Here is a 22,682-nt window from a genome sequence, read left to right as displayed (position 1 = left end):
TATAACTCAGTTGACATTGGGGTTAGATAGAGATTCAGCCTTGGTGGCGCGGTTGTTTGATGAACGGAGTGAAGGTGTGAAGCGAATGGTGAAAATGGCGATACAAGCTGCGAAAAAATGCGGCCGCAAAATCGGCATTTGTGGACAAGCACCCAGCGATTACCCAGAATTTGCCCAGTTTTTAGTTGAACAGGGAATTGATTCTATGAGTTTAAATCCAGATTCGGTATTAAAGACAATGTTAGAAGTTGCAAAAGCCGAAGGTACTGATACTAATTTGTAATTCGAGTAAATTTATGCCAGCTAGAGACCGCTATCACCAAAACTTAAAGAATGCCTTAATTAAAGATGGCTGGACAATTACCGACGACCCTTTTCATCTGAAATGGGGTAAAAAAGATTTGTACGTTGATTTGGGAGCTGAAAAATTACTCATAGCAGAAAAAGGAACCCAGAAGATTGCTGTTGAAATTAAGACCTTCAGCGGTGACTCAGAAGTGGCAGACCTCGAACAGGCAATTGGTCAGTATTTTACTTACCTTGCTGTCATGACTCGTAATCATCCAGATAGAGTTTTGTATATTGCTGTTCATGAGGATATTTTTACTGACATTTTTGAGGAAGAGCCACTTGGTAAACTTATATTGGAAGACTACAAAATTCCTCTGATCGTTTTTAATCCAAAGCAGGAGGTTATAGTCCGATGGGTAATCTAGAGCAATACAGACAGCTAATTTGTAACATTCTTACCGAACATACCAAGATTCCTTACTCTTATGGCAATATTCAGCATGAAACTATTTTTGATAAAGAACAGGATCGATATTTGGTGATGATTGTTGGTCGAGAACCAGTGCCAGAACTCTCTCCAACTGCAACTCGCCGCGTGCATGGCTGCCTGATTCACGTTGATATTATTGATGGTAAAATTTGGATTCAACGTGATGGTACAGAAGAGGGAATTGCAACAGAATTTGTCAGGGCAGGTATACCAAAGGATCGGATTGTGTTAGGATTCCGGTCTGAGGAACTCAGGAAAGATTCAGAATTTGCTGTTGCATAACCAATTCAATGAGCAGCAATAATATAGCAATCCGATTTGATTTGGAGAATGACTCGTAGAGGTAAGGAACTGGGGATTGGGGACTGGGGATTGGGAAGGAGGAATAAAGGTGTACCTAGCTTCCTAAAAATCAAATATGAGTCCTATATAGTATTCTGCTTGTGTAATTGTCTCTATTGCTTTTGACTTCTCAAGCATAATTATCCTAATATCTTGCACAATAGCAACTTTGTTTAGTCAAAGGTAAGATGACAAACCTGTTAGAAACCGATCGCTTAATAATTCGCAGTTGGATACCCGAACGCGATGCCGAACAAGCGTTTGCTATTTATAGTGACCCCGAAGTCACCTATTTTCTTGGTAATGGTTCTCGTGTGACGAGCATTGAGTCACAGCGTCAGCGTCTGGTGGAAAACATCGAGCGATCGCAACGACGCAATAATGGTACCGGATCTTGGGCAATTGTCGAAAAGGAAGCCACAACAATTGTCGGAACTATCCTTCTCAAACAATTGCCCGACAAAGACGGCTTACCCACTCAAGATTATGAAGTGGGCTGGCACTTGCGGCGAGCATCTTGGGGTAAAGGATATGCAACCGAAGCAGCACGAGGTATCCTCAGCTACGGATTTAATGTGTTGAATTTGCCAGTGATTTATGCAGTAGTAAACCCAGAAAATCATGCCTCAATCCGTGTTACCCAAAGACTGGGTATGAAGCCAGTAGGTAGCACAAAAAAATATTACGGTATTGAACTGCTCCTGTTTGAACAAAATGCATCTGAAGGTAGGGAGTAGGGAGTGGGGAGTGGGGAGTGGGGGGATGAGGAAGATGAGGGAGATGAGGGAGATGAGGGAGTGAGGGAGTAAGGGATAAGAATTAATAACCAATGCCCAATGCCCAATGCCCAATGCCCAATGCCCCATGCCCCATGACAAATGACCAATGACAAATGACAAATGACAAATGACTAAAAAATGGTTCCGAATTGGAATAGTGGGTGTATTTCTGATGTCACTTGCCTTACGGTTTTGGGGACTGGAGCGATTCAACACCCTGGTATTTGATGAAGTTTATTTTGCCAAATTTGGTAATAATTATCTCACGCATACGCCATTTTTTAATGCTCATCCGCCGCTGAGTCAATATATGATTGGTATCGGCATTTGGATTGGCAGTCACATTCCTTTTTGGCATGATACCGTAAATGGGCTGACAGGTTCATTGCGATCGCCTTGGACTTATCGGTGGTTCAATGCCCTGACTGGCTCATTTATTCCTGTAGTTGTAGCTGCGATCGCTTATCAATTAAGTTATCGTCGTAGCTTTGCTTTACTTGCAGGTTTTTTCACTGCTTGCGATGGCATATTTCTCGTTGAATCTCGCTATGCCTTAAGCAATATTTATATTATCATATTTGGCCTATTAGGGCAGTGGTTTTTATTACTAGCATTGGATAACCAAAATCAACGTCGTTCATTTTGGTTGGTTATTGCTGGCATTAATTTTGGTGCCTCAGTCGGTACTAAATGGAATGGTTTATGGTTTCTTTTCGGAGCTTATCTCATTTGGATAACAGCATGGTTAATTCAAGAAATTCATTCTTTTTCTAACTCCAAACTTATTTCTATATCCCCATCATTGAGAGAGGCAGAGGTGCAGGAAAGCAGAGGTCTAGGGCGCATGAGCAGGGAAGCAGAGGTGCAGGGAGGTAGAGAATCAGGAGTTAGTACTTATTCTCCCTCATCTCCCTCATCCCCCTTACCTCCCTCACCTCAAACGCCATTACAAAACCTAACTCAACTTAATGTTTTCCAGATGTTCTTTTATCTAGGAATAATTCCAGCTTTTATCTATAGTATTATCTGGATTCCTCACCTTCAATTAGATAAAAGATACGGATTTATCGCAGTACATCAGGAAATTTTGAAGTTTCATTTGCATTTGGGTGGTAATAGTTCAGACGTGCATCCTTATTGTGCTGCTTGGTACAAATGGCCTTTGATGACTCGACCAATGGCATATTATTATCAAACGGCTGGAAGTATCAACGAACCCCTACCGGTTATGGGGCCGCCTTTGCCTTCTGACGCGGTAAAAGTCGTTTATGATGTCCATGCAATGGGCAATCCATTTTTGTGGTGGTTTGGTATGGCTGCCATGTTATTTTTAATGGGGATGCTGGTGTCACAAGTCATGATTCCTTGGGTAAAGGAAAAGCGTTTTTCTGTGCCTGCAACTCTTAGCGTTGATACTTGGATTGCCTTGTATTTAGTTATAAATTATGCCGCTAACTTATTACCTTGGGTAAAGGTGACGAGGTGCGTTTTTATTTACCATTATATGTGTGCAGTGGTATTTGTATTTTTAGCGATCGCTTGGTTTGTCGATCAGTGTCTTCGCAGCTATTATCAACAACTCCGGGCGGTAGGCGTCAGCATCAGTTTTATGATCTTAATTGCTTTTATTTTCTGGATGCCCGTTTATTTAGGTTTACCTCTCTCCCCTGACGGTTATAAACTGCGGATGTGGTTCAATTCTTGGATTTAACTCATATATGAGAATTCAGAATTCAGAATTCAGAATTCAGAATTCAGAAAGAATTATTCCCCACTCCTTCATCTCCCACCCTGCGGTTTCGCGCTAGCGTCTCTGAAAGAGAAGCTAAAGCTACATCTCCCCCATCTCCCAATACAGTTCAGTTAAGCTTTTTTCTCTCCCCCCGCCTCCCCTGCCTCCCCTGCCTCCCCTGCCCCCTGCCCCCTGCTCCCCTGCTTCTTCGGTCAGGAGAGTGCTATCCTTTTTTATACTTAACATAGCTACATATATATAGATTTTTTTAATCACATAGTTTTCATATTTCTTATCAGTATCTAACTTTTGTCACTGTTAAACTTTTAAAGCGCAAGCAGATCATAAAAACGCTGCAAAACGCAATGTAAGGGCATGGGAAATTAGATACTAAGTAAAAATGATGAATTAAAAATTATAAATATTTTACATTCATCATTTTCGTTGATTATAGATACTCTAGTTTTGATGCTCCCGAACCACAGAGGAGGATCGTCGTCGTGGAAATGAACATACAATTGCCAGGTATTAACTTAATTAGCTTGAAAGAAGCACCGATTCATACTTCTAGTCAAATTCAGCCTCATGGTGTTCTGTTGGTGTTGGAGGAGCCTGAGCTAAAAATATTACAAGTTAGCACTAATACGTTAAATATTTTCGGAATTGCTCCCGAAAATATGTTGCAAAAAAAATTAGAAGATTTACTCGATTCGTTCCAAATAGAAAGAATTAAAAAAGGACTATCTGAGGAGAATCTGGATTTTATCAATCCGACGAAAGTTTGGGTAAGAAAAAAAGGTGATGACTACATAGTATTTGATGCAGTTTTTCACCGCAATCTAGAAGGATTTCTAATTCTAGAATTAGAACCTGCCATTACTCAGGAAAATATCCCATTTTTAAGTTTTTATCATCTAGCTAGAGCCTCCATTAATCAACTCGAAAAAACAGCAAGTCTCCATGATTTTTGTCAAATTATTGTTAAAGAAGTCCGGAAACTAACGGAATTCGACAGGGTAATGTTATATAAATTTGATGATGATGGTCATGGTTGTGTTGTTGCTGAAGAAAAACTAGAAAGCTTAGAACCATATTTAGGACTACATTACCCAGAGTCAGATATTCCCAAACCAGCGAGAAAGTTATTTGCTTCCAATTCCATCAGAATCATTCCGGATGCTTATTCTCAAGCAGTAAAGCTTTTTCCGGTAAATAATCCGATTAGCGATCGCCCGATTAATTTAACTAACTCTATTCTCAGAAGTGCTGCTTCATGTCATATGGAGTATTTGCATAATATGGGTGTGGGTGCTTCGCTGACTATTTCGTTAATTAAAGACCAAAAACTCTGGGGACTAATTGCTTGTCATCATCAGTCCCCAAAATATGTTTCTTATGAATTGCGTAAGGCTTGCGAATTTTTAGGGCGAGTAATATTCACAGAAATATCAGCTAGAGAAGAAACAGAAGATTACTATCACCGGATAAATCTGACACATATTCAATCACTGTTGATTGAATATATGTCCCAAGAAGAAAACTTTATTGATGGTTTAGTTAAAAACCCCCAAAATCTTCTAGATTTAGCCAGCGCTCAAGGTGCAGCTGTGTGTTTTGGCGGCAATTGCACGATAGTTGGTGAAACTCCCAAAGAAGAAGAACTGAATTTTTTAGTTCAATGGCTCAAAAATAACGTTGAGCAAGAAGTATTTTACACGGATTCTCTGCCACAGATTTATCCAGATGCCGAAAGTTTTAAAAATGTCGCCAGCGGTTTGTTAGCTATTCCCATCGCCAAGCGCAATTATGTTTTGTGGTTCCGACCAGAAGTAATTCAAACTGTAAATTGGGGTGGCGATCCGAATAAAGCATACGAACTTAACCAATCAGATGGAAATGTGCGTCTGTGTCCGCGCAAATCATTTGAACTGTGGAAAGAAACCGTCCGCTTAACTTCTTTACCTTGGAAAGAAGTAGAAATCAAAGCAGCATTAGAATTGCGAAAAGCAATTGTGAATATTGTGCTGCGTCAAGCCGATGAACTTGCTCAGTTAGCGCAAGATTTAGAACGTTCCAATGCGGAATTGAAAAAGTTTGCCTACGTCGCCTCCCATGACTTGCAAGAACCACTCAATCAAGTAGTGAATTACGTGCAATTGTTAGAGATGCGCTATTCCGAAGAACTCGACGAAGATGCCCAGGAATTTATCAGCTATGCTGTACAGGGAGTTAGCCTGATGCAGACATTGATTGATGATGTGTTGGCATACTCGAAAGTGGATATGCAAGCGATCGCATTTCAAATGAATGAGGTCGAAAAAGCCTTAGATCGGGCTTTGGGCAATTTGCGTCAACGCATTCAAGAAACTGGCGCTACCATTACCCACGACCCCTTACCAATAGTCATGGCTGACAGCACCCAACTGATGCAGTTATTCCAGAACCTCATCGGTAACGCCATTAAATTCCACAGTGACCAGCCGCCACAAATCCATGTGGGAGCAGAAAGAATAGAGGATGCATGGCTATTCTCAGTGCGAGATAACGGAATTGGCATTGACCCCAAATTTAGCGATCGCATTTTCGTCATCTTTCAGCGACTACATACACGAGATGAATATACTGGTACAGGTATGGGTTTAGCCATATGTAAGAAGATTGTCGAATGCCATCGGGGACGGATCTGGGTAGAGTCAGAACTGGGTGAAGGCGCAACCTTCTACTTTACGATTCCAGTCGGAGGACGCGAACTTGAGCGTAGAAACGGAAGAAAAACACAAAACCATCTTTTTAGTCGAGGACAATAAAGCCGACATCCGCTTAATTCAAGAAGCATTGAAAAATAGTTCGGTGCCACACGAGGTAGTGATTGTCAGGGATGGCATAGATGCTATGGCTTATTTACGCCAAGAAGGCGAATATGCCGATGCACCACGCCCTGACCTCATCCTTCTGGATTTGAATTTGCCCAAAAAAGATGGTCGAGAAGTGCTGGCGGAAATTAAAGCCGACCCAGTACTAAAACGTATTCCAGTTGTTGTGTTAACAACCTCAAAAAATGAAGATGATATTTTTCACAGCTACGATTTGCATGTAAATTGCTACATCACAAAATCCCGCAACCTCAACCAATTATTTCAAATTGTCAAGAGTATTGAAGATTTTTGGCTTTGTACTGTGACATTACCATCTGATTGAAGGGGCTGGGGACTGGGGATTGGAGACTGGGGAGATGAGGGAGATGAGGGGGATGAGGGAGATGGGGAGAAAATTTTACTCCTAACTCCTAACTCCTAACTCCTAACTCCTAACTCCTAACTCCTAACTCCTAACTCCTAACTCCTAACTCTCAATGCCCATTTTAAAGATAGAGGAGCAATAGGGGGTGAAACCCGAAGATTATGGTTGTCAGCTACTCAGTAAAAATCTTGTTAATTGAGGATAACCTCGCTTCTGCTAGGTTGTTACAAGAGTTTCTCATGCAAGCCCAGTCGCAAGACTTTACTTTGGTTCATGTGAAGCGATTGGAGGAAGCACTCCAGGAACTAAGTCAGTGTAATTATGATGTTATTTTGTTAGATTTAACTCTACCTGATAGCGAAGGATTATCATCTTTGCCTCCTCTGATTGGTCAAGCGCCAAGTACACCAATTGTTGTACTCACAAATACGAATGATGAAGAACTAGCAATTGAGGCAGTACGTCAAGGGGCACAAGATTATTTAGTTAAGCGACAGGTAAATGTAGATGTGTTGGTGCGATCGCTACGTTATGCGATCGAGCGCAAGCAGGTTTTAGAATCATTACGCACGGTCAATCAAACGTTACAAACTCGGGTTGAAGAACGAACTGCTGAACTGGTGAAAGCTAAAGAACTCAATCAGTTCAAATCTGAATTTGTGTCGATGCTCTCCCATGACATCCGCAATCCCCTAAATACTATTCTCTTGGCTGCTGGATTGCTGCAAAATCACGATGAAAAATTGACCAAAGAGAAAAAATTTAATCATTTGCAAATGATTCGCTTAGCGATCAAAAATATGGCGCAGCTATTGGATGAAGTTACATTCATCGGTAAAGCTGATTCTGGTAGACTGCGGTGTGAACTCGTCTGTTTAGACTTAGAAGCTTTTTGCCGTCAACTGGTCAATGAAGCTCAATTAACTGCTAATGACAAGCATTTAAGTTTGATGTTCGCCAGTTTTGGGCAATTAGGCGAAGCACTATGGGATGAAAGCCTGCTACGGCACATTTTGGGCAATTTACTTAGCAATGCTATTAAGTATTCATTACCAGGCGGGATGGTGCGCTTTGAACTAATTGGCCAGGAAGAAGCGGTAATTTTCCGAGTTCAAGATTGGGGAATTGGCATTCCTGAAGAAAACCAAAAGCGACTGTTTGAGCCTTTCCGGCGTGCAGACAACGTGGGAAACATTCCTGGTACCGGCTTGGGACTAGCGATCGCCAAAAAGTGTGTCGAGGCACACGGAGGCGAGATTGTAGTCAATAGCCAAGTCGGAGTCGGTACAACCTTCACCGTCACCCTGCCTTTACTGGAAGTTTAAGCCGTTACAGCAATTCTCACATCCACAGAATACAGTTCATTGTTGGGGCACAATAATTGTGCCTTAATGCCTGTGGTCTATGGAATTGAAAACCGCTCTCAAAGAAATTTTCATCCGTAGTGACAGCGATCCCGCCACGACTCCTTTTTTCTCTGTTCACCAGAAATTCATTTATCTTTACAAAAAGTTTATTAAGATCGAGCGACTATTTTCGGAATTTATATAAATACGATTTGTAGCTTAACCTATACCTCAAAAAGCAACATCCAAAAGCTGCTGTAATAAATATCACTTGCTTAAAATTTTCTTTTTTGCATAAAATGAAAAGCCAAAGGTGATAAGTAATACAGATACAAGGTAAAACTAGTTTTTGCAATATCTCTAGCTATTTCTACTTATGTTAGAAATATCTGCCAAATTATGCATCAAGCATAAGATATTTACGTGTCTGTAAATTAAGTGATTGTACGTATATGTCTGACTGTGAAACTAAAATTCCAACAAAATATACAAATGGGACTACTAGTAAGTATTTAACATCATTTCAGCGTAAACTACTGCTAGTAAATTTACAGAAAAGTTTACCAGAGTCTTACCGACAGCGCATTGAAATCATGTTGTTGGCAGATGAGGGAAAAACTCAAACCCAGATTTGTCAAATTTTGGGATGTTGTCCAGCAACAGCAAGGCATTGGACGCACATAGCCCGGACGGGGATGGCGCATCAATGGCAAGATTGCCCCATTGGTCGCCCGAAGGCAGTCAATGACGAGTATTTAGAACGTTTGAAAGAATTGATTAATAGTAGTCCCCGCGATCATGGCTATTCTTTTCGGCGGTGGACAGCAAATTGGTTAGGGAAACATTTGGCAAAAGAATTTGGGATTGAAGTAAGCGATCGCCATCTCAAGCGACTACTCAAACAGATGGGATTATCCACACGACCGAAAGCTAACAATCCTCAAGCAAATAACATCGAACAGGCTACGAGTTCCAAAATCTTGATTAGTGACCTGAAATCGGCAAATATCCGGGAAAATTCCGAACTTTTAACTATTAACTTTTAAATTCACAAAATTAGCAAAAGATTTAGAGATTCATGGTACACCATCTAGCGAATCAGTTGGTTTCTCTACAACAGCTTAACAATATCCTGGGGTATTCTATTCCAACAGAGGAATATCAACGATATCTTCGAGAATTTAAAGAAAGTAACCCCAAAGTCGGTAAATTTTGGCAAGCAACAGAAGCCGAAGCAGGTATATATATTGCGATCGCTGGCAAGGTAAGATTGCTCGATAGTGCCGATGAATTAATCGCTACTTTAGAAACCGGAGACTCATTTGGGGAATGTACCTTGTTCCCAGATGCAAAATTTCCGCCCTACACTGCTAGGGCTTCGGTAAATCTGCAACTATGCTTTATTCCCAGTGGGGTGTTGTCGTCATTAATGGCTAAATATCCTCAAATTCGGGAAAATTTGTGGGCTAGGGCACTATCCCTCACACCCCAACAAGAGGAATCTGCTAACTCTGCTGTGGACGCAGTTGAGTCAAATACGGATTATGAAACAGACATTTCGTCACAGCCAGCCGATTTACCCCACGGGAAGAAGATTAGCAAAGCCTATTTTCCCAATCCCACTCAGCAAGTAGGGCATTTATGGCAGCGAGTGACGCGGCGTTATCCGTTTTTTGCCCAACAGAGTGCATCTGACTGCGGTGCAGCTTGTTTGGTGATGGTGTCTCGCTATTGGGGAAAACGCTTTAGCGTCAATCGCTTACGAGATATTGCCAACGTAGACCGTAATGGTGCATCTTTGCGGGGATTATTAGTAGCAGCCGAAAGTCTCGGCTTTGCCACAAGACCTGTAAAAGCTGGACTTCAGCAATTAGCGAAGCAAAGCTTACCTGCCATTGTGCATTGGGAAGGCAACCATTACATCGTTGTCTACGAAGTTACCCCTAAACAGGTGATTGTAGCCGATCCGGCGATCGGTCAACGCACCCTCAGCCACGCTGAATTTAAAGCTAATTGGACTGGTTACACATTGCTGCTGCAACCGACAGCGATGTTGAAAGAGACTCAAGACAGTTCTACACCCTTTTGGCAGTTCTTTGAGTTGATGAGGCCTCACGCTTTAGTGATGGTGGAGGTGTTTATTGCTTCGGTATTTATCCAGATATTTGGACTTGTAACTCCCTTATTCACCCAGTTAATTTTAGATCGGGTAGTGGTGCAGCGATCGGAACTCACCTTAACAGCCGTAGGCATAGGGTTGCTAATGTTTAACCTGTTCCGGGTAGCCATGACAGGGTTGCGCCAATATCTCCTAGATCACACAGCCAATCGCATAGACTTGGCACTAATTGTAGGGTTTATTCGCCATACCCTACGACTACCCTTGAATTTCTTCGAGTCCCGTTACGTCGGCGATATTATCTCTCGCGTCCAAGAAAACCGTAAAATTCAACGCTTTCTTTCTGGTGAAGCATTATCAATCCTCTTAGATTTACTCACCGTCTTTATCTATGTCGGATTAATGTTTTGGTACAGTTGGAAAATGGCGTTGCTGGCATTGTTAATAATTCCGCCTTTTGCCTTACTAGCATTGATTGCCACACCTTTTTTACAAAAAATTTCCAGAGAAATATTTAATGGTACCGCCAAAGAAGGTAGTTACTTAATTGAAGCCCTAACTGGTGTGCGGACAGTGAAAGCTACGGCGGTAGAACAAACAGTACGTTGGCATTGGGAAGAGTTATTAAATAAAGAAGTAAAAACTAATTTTGCTGGACAAGTTATTAGCAATAGGCTGCAAATCTTCAGTAACACAATTCAAGCGCTGATGACTACTGCTTTGCTGTGGTTCGGGGCTTACCAAGTTATTCACGACCAATTAACCATTGGACAACTAGTAGCATTTAATATGCTATTGGGTAATATTATTACGCCCTTTCAACGCTTAACTGTATTGTGGAATCAGTTTCAAGAAGTCGTCATTGCTATAGAACGTATTAATGATGTATTAGATGCAGAACCAGAAGAAGATTTACATCACCAGCCACGGCAAAATTTACCCAGACTTCAAGGAAATATTCGCTTTGAAAAAGTGACCTTTCGCTATCACCCAGAAAGCGAGATGAATATTTTAGAGAATCTCAGCTTTGAAGTAAAACCGGGGCAAATGGTGGCACTGGTGGGGCGTAGTGGTTCTGGAAAAACTACCATTTCTAAATTAGTTTTAGGATTGTATCCTCCCACAGATGGCAAAATTTTGATTGATGGACAAGATATTACTAGCATTTCCTTGAGTTCCTTACGCCAACAAGTTGGGGTAGTCGATCAAGATACCTTTTTATTCGGCGGCACAATTCGAGACAATATTAGCTTAGGGCATCCTGGGGCAGCTTTAGAAGAAGTGATGCAGGCAGCAAAATTAGCGGGTGCTGATGAATTTATTAAAAAATTACCAATGGGGTATGAAACCCAAATTGGTGAAGGCGGGGGATTGTTATCTGGCGGACAAAGACAGAGAATAGCGATCGCCAGGGCTTTATTAGGTAATCCTGAGTTATTGGTTTTAGATGAGGCAACTTCCCATCTAGATACAGAATCAGAGAGAATTATCCAGCAGAACTTCAACACAATTCTTAGGGGAAGAACCACATTAGTAATCGCCCATCGTCTTTCAACGATCCGAAATGCCGATTTGATATTGGTACTAGATAGAGGTGTGTTAATTGAGAGTGGAAATCATGAAGAATTGATGGCAAAACGGGGACATTATTTCTATCTTAATCAACAGCAATTACAGGTGGCAGCGTAAACTATGAAATTAGAAAAGTCATAATTAATGGTTCATAAATTACCCACCTTTAAAAATCTGTATCACGAATAATTATGCCAGATACTATATTGAATGGACGAGTGACTAACTCAGTACCAGAAGAAATATTTCAGCAGGAAATGTTACCTTCCGAAATATCAGCCAAATCAACTGATGATTGGTCTGAAATTACCAAGGAATCACTTGATAGCTTTCCCCAGGTTTGGACAAGAGGATTACTGTATTTTTTAGTGATATTTGTATCTATAGTTTTACCTTGGGCAATGCTATCTAAAGTTGATGAAACTGGTACAGCAAGAGGGCGAACTGAGCCTAAAGAAAAAACAATTAAGCTCGATGCTGCTGTGGCGGGAACTGTTGCCCAAATTCGAGTCAAAGAAGGTGATACAGTAAGGGCTGGACAGACTTTATTGGTATTAGAATCCGAACTCGTCAAAGCAGACTTGCAGCAGGCACAGGATAAATTAGAGGGACAATTAAATCGACTTGCTCAGTTAAATGCATCTAAAAATCAAATATTTGTATCTTTAGCAACTCAACAGCAACAAAATCAATCCCAACAATTAGAAAAGCAGACCCAAATCGATCAAGCACGCCAGAATTTGGATGCTTTGAGGAATGCCTATGAATTACAAAAAGAAGAAAAATTAGCTCAAGTTAATCAAGCACAGAAAACTCTTGAACATAGTCGGACTAGTAGTAAGATAGTCGAGAGTAGTTTGATAAGTACTCAGCGGGAAGTTGAACGCTATAGCAAGTTAAAACAAGAAGGAGTCGTTCCAGAAATTAATGTTGTTGAAAAGGAAGATATAGCTAAAGAAAAACAAAAACTATATGAACAGAGTAAGTCAGATATTGAACAAGCTAAATTAACTTTGGCAGAACAAAAGAGTAGTTACGAACGGAGTATTCGCCAAACTAATGCGGATATAGAACAGGCTAGATTACGGCTAAAAGAACAAGAAAGAAGTTATGAAACTTTGACTCGTTCTGGTCAGCTAGCCGTGCTAAAAATCGCCGAACAACAGAAAAGCTTGGAGACTGACATTACTTCATTACAATCAGAAATTGCTCAAAATAAAAGGCAAATTCTATCATTAAGATTTCAGTTAGGGCAACGAGAAATCAGAGCTACCACTAGTGGAACACTATTTCATCTACCGATTGAAAAAGCTGGTTCTGTTGTGCAACCGGGGACAATGGTAGCCGAAATTGCATCGCTAAATTCGCCTCTAATCATTCGGGCACAAATGGCAACCACAGAAAGTGGTTCTTTGCGGACAGGACTGCCAGTAAAAATTAAATTAGATGCTTATCCATTTCAAGATTATGGAATTGTATCAGGTGAGTTAATTAAAATTTCTCCTACTACCACAGAAATAGATACACCTAATGGAAAAGTGGCAGCTTATAACTTAGATATTTCCCTAAAACAGAATTGTATTCCCTCAGCAAACAAATGTATTCCCTTGCGTCCTGGGGATACAGCAACAGCTGAAGTGATTATACGCCAGCGGCGAATTATTGATTTTCTACTCGATCCCTTTAAGAAATTGCAGCAGGGAGGTGTGAAATTGTAAATATTTCAGAGTAATTAACCTCATTATCCATTGTCCTCAGCTTTCAGGACACAAAAAAGCGATTATTGCACTTTCAATTTGTTTACCTAATTTGAAGAAAAACATTATGTCAGAATCTATCACTATTACCAACGAAGATATTCTTAATCAAATCAAGTTATCTTGTAAAATTCCTGAGATAATTGAAGAGATTATTAATCGCAAAGTTATTGAAAATGCAGCAGCTACAGTAGGCATCACAGTAGAAAGTCAAGAACTTCAGCAAGCAGCAGATAAATTCAGATTAATGTATCAACTAGAAAGTGCTGAGGATACCTGGGCGTGGCTAGAAAAACATGGTTTGTCTTTAGATGGTTTTGAAATAGTTGTCTACAACAGGCTTCTTTCTACTAAGTTAATAACTCATCTATTTTTAGATAAAATTGAACCTTACTTTTTTGAAAATCAACTCGATTATGTTGGTGTGGTAATGTATGAAGTTGTCCTAGATGATGAAGACTTGGCAATAGAACTTTTCTATGCCATTCAGGAAGGCGAGATCAGTTTTTATGATGTTGCTCACAAATACATCCAGGATAAAGAATTACGCCGAAAAAGCGGATATCGGGGGATAGTGTACCGCAAAGACTTAAAGCCAGAGATTTCTGCCGCTGTTTTTGCTGCTAAGCCACCACAGCTTCTCAAACCAATAGTAACTTCTAAAGGAATACATCTGATTTTAGTTGAAGAAATTATTCAACCCCAATTGGATAATGTACTGCGCCATAAAATTGGCATAGATTTGTTCGAGCAATGGCTAAAACCACAAGTTGCTCAAGTTGAAATTACAAAAGTTTTGAATTAAATAGACTACACCAAGTAGTTCATCTTTTGACCTTGTAGGGTGGGGATTAAAATTCCCACCCTACTTTTTTAGACAATACAGTTGATATAACCCCAAAACCCTCATGTAGAGACGCGATAAATCGCGTCTTCAAAGACCAATTATCTACACTAATAACCCTTCAAGCGTATTGAGTTATAGCATTTATCGCTTTCGTCAGGTACAAATAGGGGCGCATAGTTATGCGCCCCTAAAAATTTCTGTGCCTCATCTAGTTGGCAACCACTATATCAATAGCGCAAAACAGCCCAAGCTTGATTGCCTTGGGCTGGGATTTTCATCTAACTTCTAAGTTTGAAAAGTTAGATACTTTTTACAAGTATTTACTACCACTCGAAGCAAAGTGCTGTAAATAAAATGATGACTCTAGCACCACCTAAAACATCCGCAATTTCTTGTTCTGTCAATTCATGTAAAAAGTTTTCGGAATCTTGAAACAAGTCAGCACCAGCAGGACGTAGGTTAGAGATTGCAATGTTAGACATAGTAGGTTTACTCCTAAGTAAATTGATTTGAGTTGGTTGGAGGATTGCTATTTGTTGTTCAGCCCAAGTTTGATTACCTTAGGCTGGGATTTTCATCTAAATTCTCGATTTTAGAACTTAGATACTTACCACTCGAAGCAAAGTGCTGTAAATAAAATGATGACTCTAGCACCACCTAAAACATCCGCAATTTCTTGTTCTGTCAATTCATGTAAAAAGTTTTCGGAATCTTGAAACAAGTCAGCACCAGCAGGACGTAGGTTAGAGATTGCAATGTTAGACATAGTAGGTTTACTCCTAAGTAAATTGATTTGAGTTGATTGGAGGATTGTTATTTGTTGTTCAGCCCAAGTTTGTTACCTTAGGCTAGGATTTTCATCTAAATTCTAAAATTTAGAACTTAGATACTTACCACTCGAAGCAAAGTGCTGTAAATAAAATGATGACTCTAGCACCACCTAAAACATCCGCAATTTCTTGTTCTGTCAATTCATGTAAAAAGTTTTCGGAATCTTGAAACAAGTCAGCACCAGCAGGACGTAGGTTAGAGATTGCAATGTTAGACATAGTAGGTTTACTCCTAAGTAAATTGATTTGAGTTGATTGGAGGATTGTTATTTGTTGTTCAGCCCAAGTTTGTTACCTTAGGCTAGGATTTTCATCTAAATTCTAAAATTTAGAACTTAGATACTTACCACTCGAAGCAAAGTGCTGTAAATAAAATGATGACTCTAGCACCACCTAAAACATCCGCAATTTCTTGTTCTGTCAATTCATGTAAAAAGTTTTCGGAATCTTGAAACAAGTCAGCACCAGCAGGACGTAGGTTAGAGATTGCAATGTTAGACATAGTAGGTTTATTCCTAATGTAAATTTGTTTGATTTATTGGGAGGATTTGTATTTCCTCTTCACATTTATATCATCGGTGATTTTTTTGATATTTTCAAGGATTTAGCTAGTCTAATGTGTGCCATAAATAATGCATTTAGATGTTATTTTCAAAAGCACATTAAGGAAATTAGCAGCGTAATATTAACTTAGATTTAACTCACGTATTTTGTAAATATTTTGATTAAAAGCTGGTTGTTATTAGCGTCTAATTTGACAGCAAAATATTTGAAAAATATATGCGAAAATCTGGGTAGGATTTAATATAAATAAAAACTTGTTAAAATATACATAGTTTTTTAATACAGAAATAAAACATTTATGTCTCTTTTCATTTCTAGTACTAATTCCAGTTCACTAAACTCCCTGTTTTTTGTAGCTAATTTCAAGTGACTGAAGTACACAAACTAAGTATGGTAACTAGGTATAAAGCCTGTTCTGCTCGTGAATTGACCAATTTTGACTAGAGGCTCTACTCCTAAATTCTGCTGTAAGTCTGTTTTTATCCTACTTCTAATAGCCAAGAGCGAAAAATTAATTAGCTCTTGCTTTAGAGTGTAGTTACTTTTTTCACGCAATCAATCTAATGGGATTTACATATAAAAAATCAGTCCAAGAATTATCTTGAACTGAGGACAAAAATCAAATATAAATTGTATAGTCTCACGAATTTTTTAAACAATAAAATATGAGTCCTATATATCAAAAACTTCGTAAATATCTTGAGACTTAGAATTCAAGTATATACGATCTAAGCTGATGTCTAAAAGAGAAAACTTATCAAGGATAGCTCGTTTTCGTTCCTGTGGTGAGTCATCACTTTGATTCCAAGCTGTCAGCAAACCATTTGCCACAATTTGACAGCGATTCATGCCAAAACTTTCCTGATTACCATACTTTTGGTCTGGTTCTTCTGCTAACCCTAATCCAGGTGCTAGATGTTTGGTGAATAGAGGAATTTCTGCTTTAAAAATTGATTGATATTCTTGATAAAGAGTTTTTAAAACTTGCTTAACTAGTTCATAGTCTCTCTTATGAAAGTAAAGCACTCCGGAATCATAGCGTTGGTATTCCTTAGGATTGTACAAGACCTTAAAACTGAAAGGAATCGCTAACCTATTCAACTGTTGTGTCAGATGACTCATGACTGCAACAGCACCTTCAGGAGTTATATTGAAATAGATTCGCACTGTTTCAAAGTGATTATTTGTGTCCTCAATATGATTGAAACCTACATTACTAACCGCCATATAAAACCCATTTTGTACCCGATTTTTGGGCATTTTAATAGAGATATTATCACCAACTACGGCTGGTTTATCGATAGTTTGAAGATGCTTATCTGGCTGAACATATAGTCTTAAACCACTCTTATTTACTACTAAAGTGTCATCAGGTTCTTTTCTGACAACAGACCAATTAGGGTCAAAATATCCCTCTCCATAATTACTTTCATGTAATCGCTGATAAAATCCTACATCTACCCCTAAGACGGTATTATTCTCCAAATCAAGGGGTAAACTCTTTTCCTCTCCATCGAGTGCTAGGGCACTTCGCATTGAACCGTTGTAATAAATACCATATAGAAAACTCCGTAGTTGCAGAGTTAAATATTTCTGCTGCATCTGCTTGGGAATTTTCTGGAAACGACTAACCGCTTCTGATGGTAATTCCAAGGGTTTGTAATCTGGATGACGAATTGAGAAATCAGATCGAATCTCAATGTTGTGAACAATATCTTCTAAAACTTCCGGGAATCGTCCAGTTAAGGGCTGTGATTGAGTAGAATTTAATAATGACATCATAGTTGAGTGGTGACAAAATATATTAAGCAACAGAAGCATGAAGGCGAGTTAATTCAACAGCTGCACTACCAAAAATTGTTGGTATTGATTCTTCAGGACGACATAATAATGTTTTCGCAACCTGAAGCATGGCAATCTCTGTGTTTCCAAAAGACTTTTGATACTGAATTACAGCTTGAATGTGTTGAATTAAGGCAAAACCTACAAATTGCACTACCCGCAGCAAAAAATCTGGACGGTGTTCTATAATTTCGGGAAAAGTGTTTAAGTAAGTTTGGGTTAATCTACCAATTGAAGGCTGAAGTTTTTCTAAAGGCGTTATTGCTAAACGCAAAGATTCTTCAATACTTAAAGAATTACTAATAACTAAGCTATTTAACCAGATTTGTACATAGCTGCTGATAAGTATGCCTAAATCAAAAGCTGGATCTCCCCAATTAGAGCGTTCCCAATCAATTAGGCGTATAATATTATTGCTTGAATTTTGCCAATCTTTTTGCAGGAGAATATTATTTAGTTTGAGATCATTGTGGGTTAGACAACAAGGAATTACAGCATTACCCAATTCGGCGATCGCCTTTCCTAAACTATCATATCTTTGATACAGTGCAAAGAATTTTAAACCATCATTAGGCACTAAACCAAAAACCTCTGGCTCTATCCTTTCTAATTTCTCAATCAAATACGATATCTGATTAACTATGAGATTATTTGCGTTTGCAGAAAAGAAATTATTATACTCTTGATTGTTGAAAGTATCACGATGAATAGTCGCTATAAACTTGCCGATCGCCGTAGCAATTTCTGGAGAAAAGCTATTTTCTTTGGTGTAGAAATCTATTAAATCTCGATAGTCATCTAGGTATGTGAAAATAATAATGGAATTTTCCGCATCAAAATGCAATACTTCTGGCAAAAATGGGCGATGGTGTGCTAAATTCGCAAATCGTTGGAATAATTCTTGAATTCGCCACTCGCCGAAAAATTCACCAGTTGCTTGGCCTTGTTGATTATGTCGTTCTTGCTTGATTAGAAGTTTGCGATCGCCTGGTAAATTTATTAATAAATTAAAATTTTTCGCTGCAATTGGTTCCACTGTAATCAGTAGTTTATCAGACTGCTGACATAGGTCTTGTTCAACTAAATAATCAACAACGTTATGAGAGTTTAAAATAAATGTCATAAGCTTTAAATGTATCACCCAATTTTGATCTAGAGAAAGCTGTGGTAGTTGAGTTACTACCACAAGCTGTTTCCGCAAGGATTCTGAAAACTAGTACTGCACGATATCACTAAAATATCCATTACAAATTAATCAAATGTCTGCGGTATAGAACTTACGAATTACGTGCAGCAGCACTAACCCAGTAGATAGCCACCAATGCGAATTATTGTATCTATCACATCTCTTGCTACTCCACCACCCGTAATGTTTTTCTGTTCGTCTTCAGATAATTCTGACAGTACCTCTTGTGTATCTAAAACTTGGTTTCGTCTGGCAGATGCATTCACAACTGCTTCTTCAATCAAGTTGCTAATTTCAATTTGATTTGTGAGATGTTTCTGATGAATGTTCATTGACATGATTTTCTCCTTAACTTAAATAAACTTTCTGGTTTTGTTTAACTAACAGTTGGTGTGGCTACTTTCACTAGTAATTCAGAGGCGTTGTAATTATCTGTAATCACTTGTGGACAACGCATACAAGCTGCCTTGCCTTCCTGCTGCCACCATTGGCAGTCTCGGCGTATGGAACAAGGTGGCAGTTCCTCTACTACCTTTGGCAAGTTTTCTACAACTCGCATTGCCAGACGACAATCTTTGCCATCAAAATGTTGGCAACTCTTGGTTGCACAGGGTGCCGCCGTCCGAAAAATCTCAGTGGGTGTCACTGGACTAGCTTTTGCTATCAGTTCATCTGTGACGGGTTGTGGCTGCTTGAGATAAGCTACGCGGGGTTCTGTGACTGTGCCACTGATGACGCCGAAAACAACGCTGTCCTGCCATTCTGGTCTGGCACTAGGACAAAGTGTAGTCTTTTCTGTAGCGATGTCTTCCATAAATTAAACCTATAGTGAATTTTATTTTTAAGCTGATGGAGATTTACAGCTAGTTTCTCGTCAAACTCTTCTTCATCAACCTAAATAAGCAAATTAAATGTGCAAGAGTTTAATATTGATTGCTAATTTAATAAAACGATGTTTTCTCGATCTGTGGTAGTGCAATCAATCCACAAATAATCGGGAATCTCACAAGAGAAGCACTTGCAAGACCACCTGCAACGTTTGTCGTTTCTTCATCAGACAGACTTAGCAAAACATCTTCTGAATCCTCACCTAAGTTCCGTCGTGCTACTGCATTATTAACAGCGTCATCAATTAGATTGTTAATTTCCAATCGAATATTTGAATTTTTGCTTTCCATTGTGCTTTTCCTCAGAAATATAAGATATAGGCTTAATTACAAATTAATGTAATTCACCAATCTGTCTATATTCTAGGCATCAGCCAAATGATTTAACTATGTTTTATAAATTTTCGACTAGACAGAAATAAAACTTTTATGTCACCAAATAATAAATCGACAGCTTTTAATCAAAAGTATTTCATTCTATAGCTTAGATATCTATAAATTAATCTATTCAAAAACTTTTACGGCAGTTATTAGAAGATATTTTATTAATTTTTTGACCCTTAATAAAACATTTAAGTCCCAAAAGTTTTCCCAATCTCTGGGCAATGTCTAACTACAAGATCGCAAGTAAGACTTAAGTCTATAAGTACTATAGCAGTTCCCAATTACATGAGGTATAGCAATTTGTAGGTTGGCACAGCTAGCTCTGCTAAACTAGCTTGTACCACAGTGTACTAATCTGAATTTCTGATCTTTTCAAACAAAGCTCGATAAACAGGTTCACCCTTGTTTTGAGTATATATTTCCCGTTCTGTGGGGACTGGTAGGGGATTTTCAGGCAGCCATTCTCCTGTACCAATTTTCTCATAAGCTGGATGAGCTGCAAAGCGATCGCGCATTTCCACGGCGACAAATTCCATATCTGATTGCAGAAATACAACTCCCCCAACCGCAAGATAATTAGCTAATTCTGCCACCAGTTCTGGTTGGACTACACGACGTTTAGCATGGCGGGTTTTAAACCAAGGATCGGGAAATTGAATTGTCACCCGTTGTAAACTTCCTGGAGGCAGGGAAGATAACAGCGATTCCAAGGAATTATTCACATTACAAAATAAGTAGTGCAGGTTTGTGAAACCTAACTTAGAACGCAACTTATTCGCCTCCACCACGAGCGGTTCCCGAATTTCCAAGCCGAGAAAATTCCAGTTTGGTTCTATCTTGGCCATATTCAACAAAAACTGTCCCTTAGCGCAGCCAATATCTAGATGTAGTGATTGATTTGGCTTTGCATAAACTTTCTCCCAGTCAAGAGGACTTACTGGTGTTTGATACTTTTGGGCAAGTGGATTAACATGTTGGCGGACTCGGACTGCGGCCAAAGTTTATTCTCCTTATTTGTAATTCGTAATTCGTAATTCGTAATTCGTAATTCGTAATTTTTAGTAATCAAATTTTTTTGATTTTTGCAGATTTAATGCATCTCATAAGTCTTGAAGTCAATTGTTACTATAGCGTGTAATTGATGCTGAATGTATACAAATGTTAAGCGATCGCACTCCTGAGCAGGAATATAAAGTAAGGGTTATACTTTTTGGAAAAGACTTGTTTTAGCTCCTACTTTTAACATTTTCCTAAATCGATGACTCTCAATTTTCGCTTTGCGGTAGTCAGTGACTTACACCTAGCACTTCCCCACACAATCTGGAATCATCCTAGTCGGTTTCATCTCGTGGAAGTCAGTATCTCGGCTTTTGAAAGTGTACTAGAACATTTAACACAACTCGATTTAGATTTCCTGTTGTTACCAGGAGATTTAACCCAGCACGGCGAACCAGAAAATCACGCTTGGTTGCAACAGCGCTTAGCCCAGCTACCTTTTCCCGTCTATGTTGTTCCTGGCAATCATGACGTTCCTGTAGTGTTGGCTGACCAGCAATCAATCGCTTTTGCTGATTTTCCCTACTATTACACTAAGTGTGGCTATGAAGATCCACAACAGATTTACTACATTCGTCAGTTGCTACCTGGAGTGAAACTCATTGGACTGAATTCTAACTTCTTTAATGACCAAGGTGAGCAGGTCGGATGTTTGGATAGCAAACAGCTACGCTGGTTAGAAGAAGTGCTGGCGGCGTCTGCTGATGAATTAATTTTGGTGATGGTGCATCATAATGTGGTTGAGCATTTGCCCAATCAATCGCGTCACCCCCTGGCAAATCGCTATATGTTGGCAAATTCAGCAGAATTGTTGCAATTGCTCAAGCGCTACGGAGTAAAACTAGTGTTTACCGGGCATTTGCACGTTCAGGATGTTGCCTACTCAGACGGAGTATATGATATTACCACTGGTTCTTTAGTTAGTTATCCTCACCCTTATCGGGTGCTGGAGTTTCATCGAGATAACCAAGGTGGGGAATGGTTGCAAATTTTATCCCATAGGGTAGAGTCAGTGCCGGAGTTTCCAGACTTGCAGCAGTCATCACGGCAGTGGATGGGCGATCGCTCTTTCCCATTTTTAATCAAACTACTAACTAACTCTCCCTTAAACTTACCATTATCACAGGCAAAAGAATTAGCTCCTGGTCTGCGTGACTTCTGGGCAACTATTGCCGATGGCGATGCCATGTTAGACTACCCTCATTTTCCGCTAGAAGTGCGGCACTACATTCAAACATATAGTGCATCACAGCCAAACTCAGGTATCACCACTGGTGGAACTCTGACCTTGATTGATAATAACAGTACACTGTTGCTGGGTTAGGCAATTTTGGATTTTAGATTTTAGATTTTAGATTGGGGATTGGGAATTGGTTTTCCCCGCGTCCCCGCGTCCCCACTCCCCACTCCCCACTCCC

General features: G+C 39.5%; 22 protein-coding genes and 1 pseudogene. 13 read left to right on the top strand and 10 right to left on the bottom strand.

The window, feature by feature from the left end; genetic code table 11:
- Nucleotide 1: 1 nt before the first annotated feature.
- The 12 genes and pseudogenes from IQ276_RS10445 to IQ276_RS10390 all read left to right on the top strand — a co-directional run.
- Nucleotides 2–283: pseudogene (locus IQ276_RS10445) on the top strand (putative PEP-binding protein); the annotation flags it as partial.
- A 13-nt stretch (nucleotides 284–296) separates the two neighbouring features.
- Nucleotides 297–716 (top strand): element excision factor XisH family protein, encoded by a 420-nt coding sequence (locus IQ276_RS10440; RefSeq protein WP_193925670.1) that lies wholly within the window; start codon nucleotides 297–299, stop codon nucleotides 714–716.
- Entirely contained in the window at nucleotides 704–1,063 is a 360-nt protein-coding gene (locus IQ276_RS10435; protein ID WP_190878017.1) for a XisI protein, read from the top strand. Before IQ276_RS10440 ends, IQ276_RS10435 begins: the two co-directional genes overlap by 13 nt.
- A 248-nt stretch (nucleotides 1,064–1,311) precedes the next feature.
- Nucleotides 1,312–1,860 (top strand): GNAT family N-acetyltransferase, encoded by a 549-nt coding sequence (locus IQ276_RS10430; RefSeq protein ID WP_235115575.1) that lies wholly within the window; start codon nucleotides 1,312–1,314, stop codon nucleotides 1,858–1,860.
- Nucleotides 1,861–2,029: 169 nt separating this feature from the next.
- A complete protein-coding gene (locus IQ276_RS10425) occupies nucleotides 2,030–3,613 on the top strand; it encodes a dolichyl-phosphate-mannose--protein mannosyltransferase (protein ID WP_235115574.1) in 1,584 nt (527 codons plus the stop codon).
- Nucleotides 3,614–4,140: 527 nt separating this feature from the next.
- Nucleotides 4,141–6,441 (top strand): ATP-binding protein, encoded by a 2,301-nt coding sequence (locus IQ276_RS10420; protein WP_228043522.1) that lies wholly within the window; start codon nucleotides 4,141–4,143, stop codon nucleotides 6,439–6,441.
- Nucleotides 6,386–6,832: a response regulator gene (locus IQ276_RS10415; RefSeq protein WP_193924753.1), complete on the top strand. Its 447-nt coding sequence runs from the start codon at nucleotides 6,386–6,388 to the stop codon at nucleotides 6,830–6,832. Before IQ276_RS10420 ends, IQ276_RS10415 begins: the two co-directional genes overlap by 56 nt.
- 203 nt (nucleotides 6,833–7,035) lie before the next feature.
- On the top strand, nucleotides 7,036–8,199 hold the full coding sequence (locus tag IQ276_RS10410; RefSeq protein WP_193922015.1) for a hybrid sensor histidine kinase/response regulator: 1,164 nt from the start codon (nucleotides 7,036–7,038) through the stop codon (nucleotides 8,197–8,199).
- Between the two features lie 473 nt (nucleotides 8,200–8,672).
- The gene (locus IQ276_RS10405; protein ID WP_190878006.1) at nucleotides 8,673–9,266 is read left to right on the top strand and encodes a helix-turn-helix domain-containing protein; all 594 of its coding nucleotides are present in this window, start codon (nucleotides 8,673–8,675) and stop codon (nucleotides 9,264–9,266) included.
- 32 nt (nucleotides 9,267–9,298) lie between these two features.
- A complete protein-coding gene (locus IQ276_RS10400; protein ID WP_193922017.1) occupies nucleotides 9,299–12,028 on the top strand; it encodes a peptidase domain-containing ABC transporter in 2,730 nt (909 codons plus the stop codon).
- A gap of 74 nt (nucleotides 12,029–12,102) precedes the next feature.
- Nucleotides 12,103–13,629, top strand: coding sequence for a beta-barrel domain-containing protein (locus IQ276_RS10395; protein ID WP_190878001.1), 1,527 nt, complete (start codon nucleotides 12,103–12,105; stop codon nucleotides 13,627–13,629).
- A gap of 106 nt (nucleotides 13,630–13,735) precedes the next feature.
- Nucleotides 13,736–14,473, top strand: a complete 738-nt coding sequence (locus tag IQ276_RS10390; protein WP_190877999.1) for a peptidylprolyl isomerase — start codon at nucleotides 13,736–13,738, stop codon at nucleotides 14,471–14,473.
- Nucleotides 14,474–14,838: 365 nt separating this feature from the next.
- On the opposite strand, the gene IQ276_RS10385 is transcribed toward IQ276_RS10390, so the two are convergent.
- The 10 genes from IQ276_RS10385 to trmB form a co-directional block, all read right to left on the bottom strand.
- A complete protein-coding gene (locus IQ276_RS10385; protein ID WP_171974261.1) occupies nucleotides 14,839–14,997 on the bottom strand; it encodes a hypothetical protein in 159 nt (52 codons plus the stop codon).
- A gap of 125 nt (nucleotides 14,998–15,122) precedes the next feature.
- On the bottom strand, nucleotides 15,123–15,281 hold the full coding sequence (locus IQ276_RS10380) for a hypothetical protein (RefSeq protein ID WP_171974261.1): 159 nt from the start codon (nucleotides 15,279–15,281) through the stop codon (nucleotides 15,123–15,125).
- 124 nt (nucleotides 15,282–15,405) lie between these two features.
- Nucleotides 15,406–15,564 carry a hypothetical protein gene (locus IQ276_RS10375; RefSeq protein WP_171974261.1) on the bottom strand — a complete coding sequence of 53 codons (159 nt, stop codon included), beginning with the start codon at nucleotides 15,562–15,564 and terminating at the stop codon, nucleotides 15,406–15,408.
- 124 nt (nucleotides 15,565–15,688) lie between these two features.
- Nucleotides 15,689–15,847 carry a hypothetical protein gene (locus tag IQ276_RS10370; RefSeq protein WP_171974261.1) on the bottom strand — a complete coding sequence of 53 codons (159 nt, stop codon included), beginning with the start codon at nucleotides 15,845–15,847 and terminating at the stop codon, nucleotides 15,689–15,691.
- Between the two features lie 734 nt (nucleotides 15,848–16,581).
- Entirely contained in the window at nucleotides 16,582–17,688 is a 1,107-nt protein-coding gene (locus tag IQ276_RS10365) for a T3SS effector HopA1 family protein (protein WP_193920630.1), read from the bottom strand.
- A gap of 25 nt (nucleotides 17,689–17,713) precedes the next feature.
- Nucleotides 17,714–18,874 (bottom strand): aminoglycoside phosphotransferase family protein, encoded by a 1,161-nt coding sequence (locus IQ276_RS10360; protein WP_193920627.1) that lies wholly within the window; start codon nucleotides 18,872–18,874, stop codon nucleotides 17,714–17,716.
- Nucleotides 18,875–19,050: 176 nt separating this feature from the next.
- A complete protein-coding gene (locus tag IQ276_RS10355) occupies nucleotides 19,051–19,275 on the bottom strand; it encodes a hypothetical protein (protein ID WP_190586730.1) in 225 nt (74 codons plus the stop codon).
- Between the two features lie 38 nt (nucleotides 19,276–19,313).
- The gene (locus IQ276_RS10350; RefSeq protein WP_190882858.1) at nucleotides 19,314–19,751 is read right to left on the bottom strand and encodes a nitrogen fixation protein; all 438 of its coding nucleotides are present in this window, start codon (nucleotides 19,749–19,751) and stop codon (nucleotides 19,314–19,316) included.
- A 127-nt stretch (nucleotides 19,752–19,878) separates the two neighbouring features.
- Complete coding sequence (locus IQ276_RS10345; protein ID WP_190882857.1) at nucleotides 19,879–20,115, bottom strand: hypothetical protein; 237 nt, start codon at nucleotides 20,113–20,115, stop codon at nucleotides 19,879–19,881.
- 443 nt (nucleotides 20,116–20,558) lie between these two features.
- Nucleotides 20,559–21,206: a tRNA (guanosine(46)-N7)-methyltransferase TrmB gene (gene trmB, locus IQ276_RS10340; protein ID WP_190882856.1), complete on the bottom strand. Its 648-nt coding sequence runs from the start codon at nucleotides 21,204–21,206 to the stop codon at nucleotides 20,559–20,561.
- 260 nt (nucleotides 21,207–21,466) lie between these two features.
- Here trmB and IQ276_RS10335 point away from each other — a divergent pair, with 260 nt between their 5' ends.
- Nucleotides 21,467–22,588 carry a metallophosphoesterase family protein gene (locus IQ276_RS10335; RefSeq protein WP_193920625.1) on the top strand — a complete coding sequence of 374 codons (1,122 nt, stop codon included), beginning with the start codon at nucleotides 21,467–21,469 and terminating at the stop codon, nucleotides 22,586–22,588.
- Nucleotides 22,589–22,682: the final 94 nt, after the last annotated feature.

Origin of the sequence: Desmonostoc muscorum LEGE 12446, assembly GCF_015207005.2 — a bacterium.
GTDB lineage: Bacteria > Cyanobacteriota > Cyanobacteriia > Cyanobacteriales > Nostocaceae > Nostoc > Nostoc muscorum.
The sequence above is the reverse complement of the archived record's forward strand: the minus strand, read 5'-3'. Positions and strand labels throughout refer to the sequence as shown.

Coding starts and splice junctions, on each gene's coding strand:
- IQ276_RS10440 (WP_193925670.1), top strand. CDS start 297: ATGCCAGCTAGAGACCGCTATCACCAAAACTTAAAGAATGCCTTAATT.
- IQ276_RS10435 (WP_190878017.1), top strand. CDS start 704: ATGGGTAATCTAGAGCAATACAGACAGCTAATTTGTAACATTCTTACC.
- IQ276_RS10430 (WP_235115575.1), top strand. CDS start 1,312: ATGACAAACCTGTTAGAAACCGATCGCTTAATAATTCGCAGTTGGATA.
- IQ276_RS10425 (WP_235115574.1), top strand. CDS start 2,030: ATGACTAAAAAATGGTTCCGAATTGGAATAGTGGGTGTATTTCTGATG.
- IQ276_RS10420 (WP_228043522.1), top strand. CDS start 4,141: ATGAACATACAATTGCCAGGTATTAACTTAATTAGCTTGAAAGAAGCA.
- IQ276_RS10410 (WP_193922015.1), top strand. CDS start 7,036: ATGGTTGTCAGCTACTCAGTAAAAATCTTGTTAATTGAGGATAACCTC.
- IQ276_RS10405 (WP_190878006.1), top strand. CDS start 8,673: ATGTCTGACTGTGAAACTAAAATTCCAACAAAATATACAAATGGGACT.
- IQ276_RS10400 (WP_193922017.1), top strand. CDS start 9,299: ATGGTACACCATCTAGCGAATCAGTTGGTTTCTCTACAACAGCTTAAC.
- IQ276_RS10395 (WP_190878001.1), top strand. CDS start 12,103: ATGCCAGATACTATATTGAATGGACGAGTGACTAACTCAGTACCAGAA.
- IQ276_RS10390 (WP_190877999.1), top strand. CDS start 13,736: ATGTCAGAATCTATCACTATTACCAACGAAGATATTCTTAATCAAATC.
- IQ276_RS10385 (WP_171974261.1), bottom strand. CDS start 14,997: ATGTCTAACATTGCAATCTCTAACCTACGTCCTGCTGGTGCTGACTTG.
- IQ276_RS10380 (WP_171974261.1), bottom strand. CDS start 15,281: ATGTCTAACATTGCAATCTCTAACCTACGTCCTGCTGGTGCTGACTTG.
- IQ276_RS10375 (WP_171974261.1), bottom strand. CDS start 15,564: ATGTCTAACATTGCAATCTCTAACCTACGTCCTGCTGGTGCTGACTTG.
- IQ276_RS10370 (WP_171974261.1), bottom strand. CDS start 15,847: ATGTCTAACATTGCAATCTCTAACCTACGTCCTGCTGGTGCTGACTTG.
- IQ276_RS10365 (WP_193920630.1), bottom strand. CDS start 17,688: ATGTCATTATTAAATTCTACTCAATCACAGCCCTTAACTGGACGATTC.
- IQ276_RS10360 (WP_193920627.1), bottom strand. CDS start 18,874: ATGACATTTATTTTAAACTCTCATAACGTTGTTGATTATTTAGTTGAA.
- IQ276_RS10355 (WP_190586730.1), bottom strand. CDS start 19,275: ATGTCAATGAACATTCATCAGAAACATCTCACAAATCAAATTGAAATT.
- IQ276_RS10350 (WP_190882858.1), bottom strand. CDS start 19,751: ATGGAAGACATCGCTACAGAAAAGACTACACTTTGTCCTAGTGCCAGA.
- IQ276_RS10345 (WP_190882857.1), bottom strand. CDS start 20,115: ATGGAAAGCAAAAATTCAAATATTCGATTGGAAATTAACAATCTAATT.
- IQ276_RS10335 (WP_193920625.1), top strand. CDS start 21,467: ATGACTCTCAATTTTCGCTTTGCGGTAGTCAGTGACTTACACCTAGCA.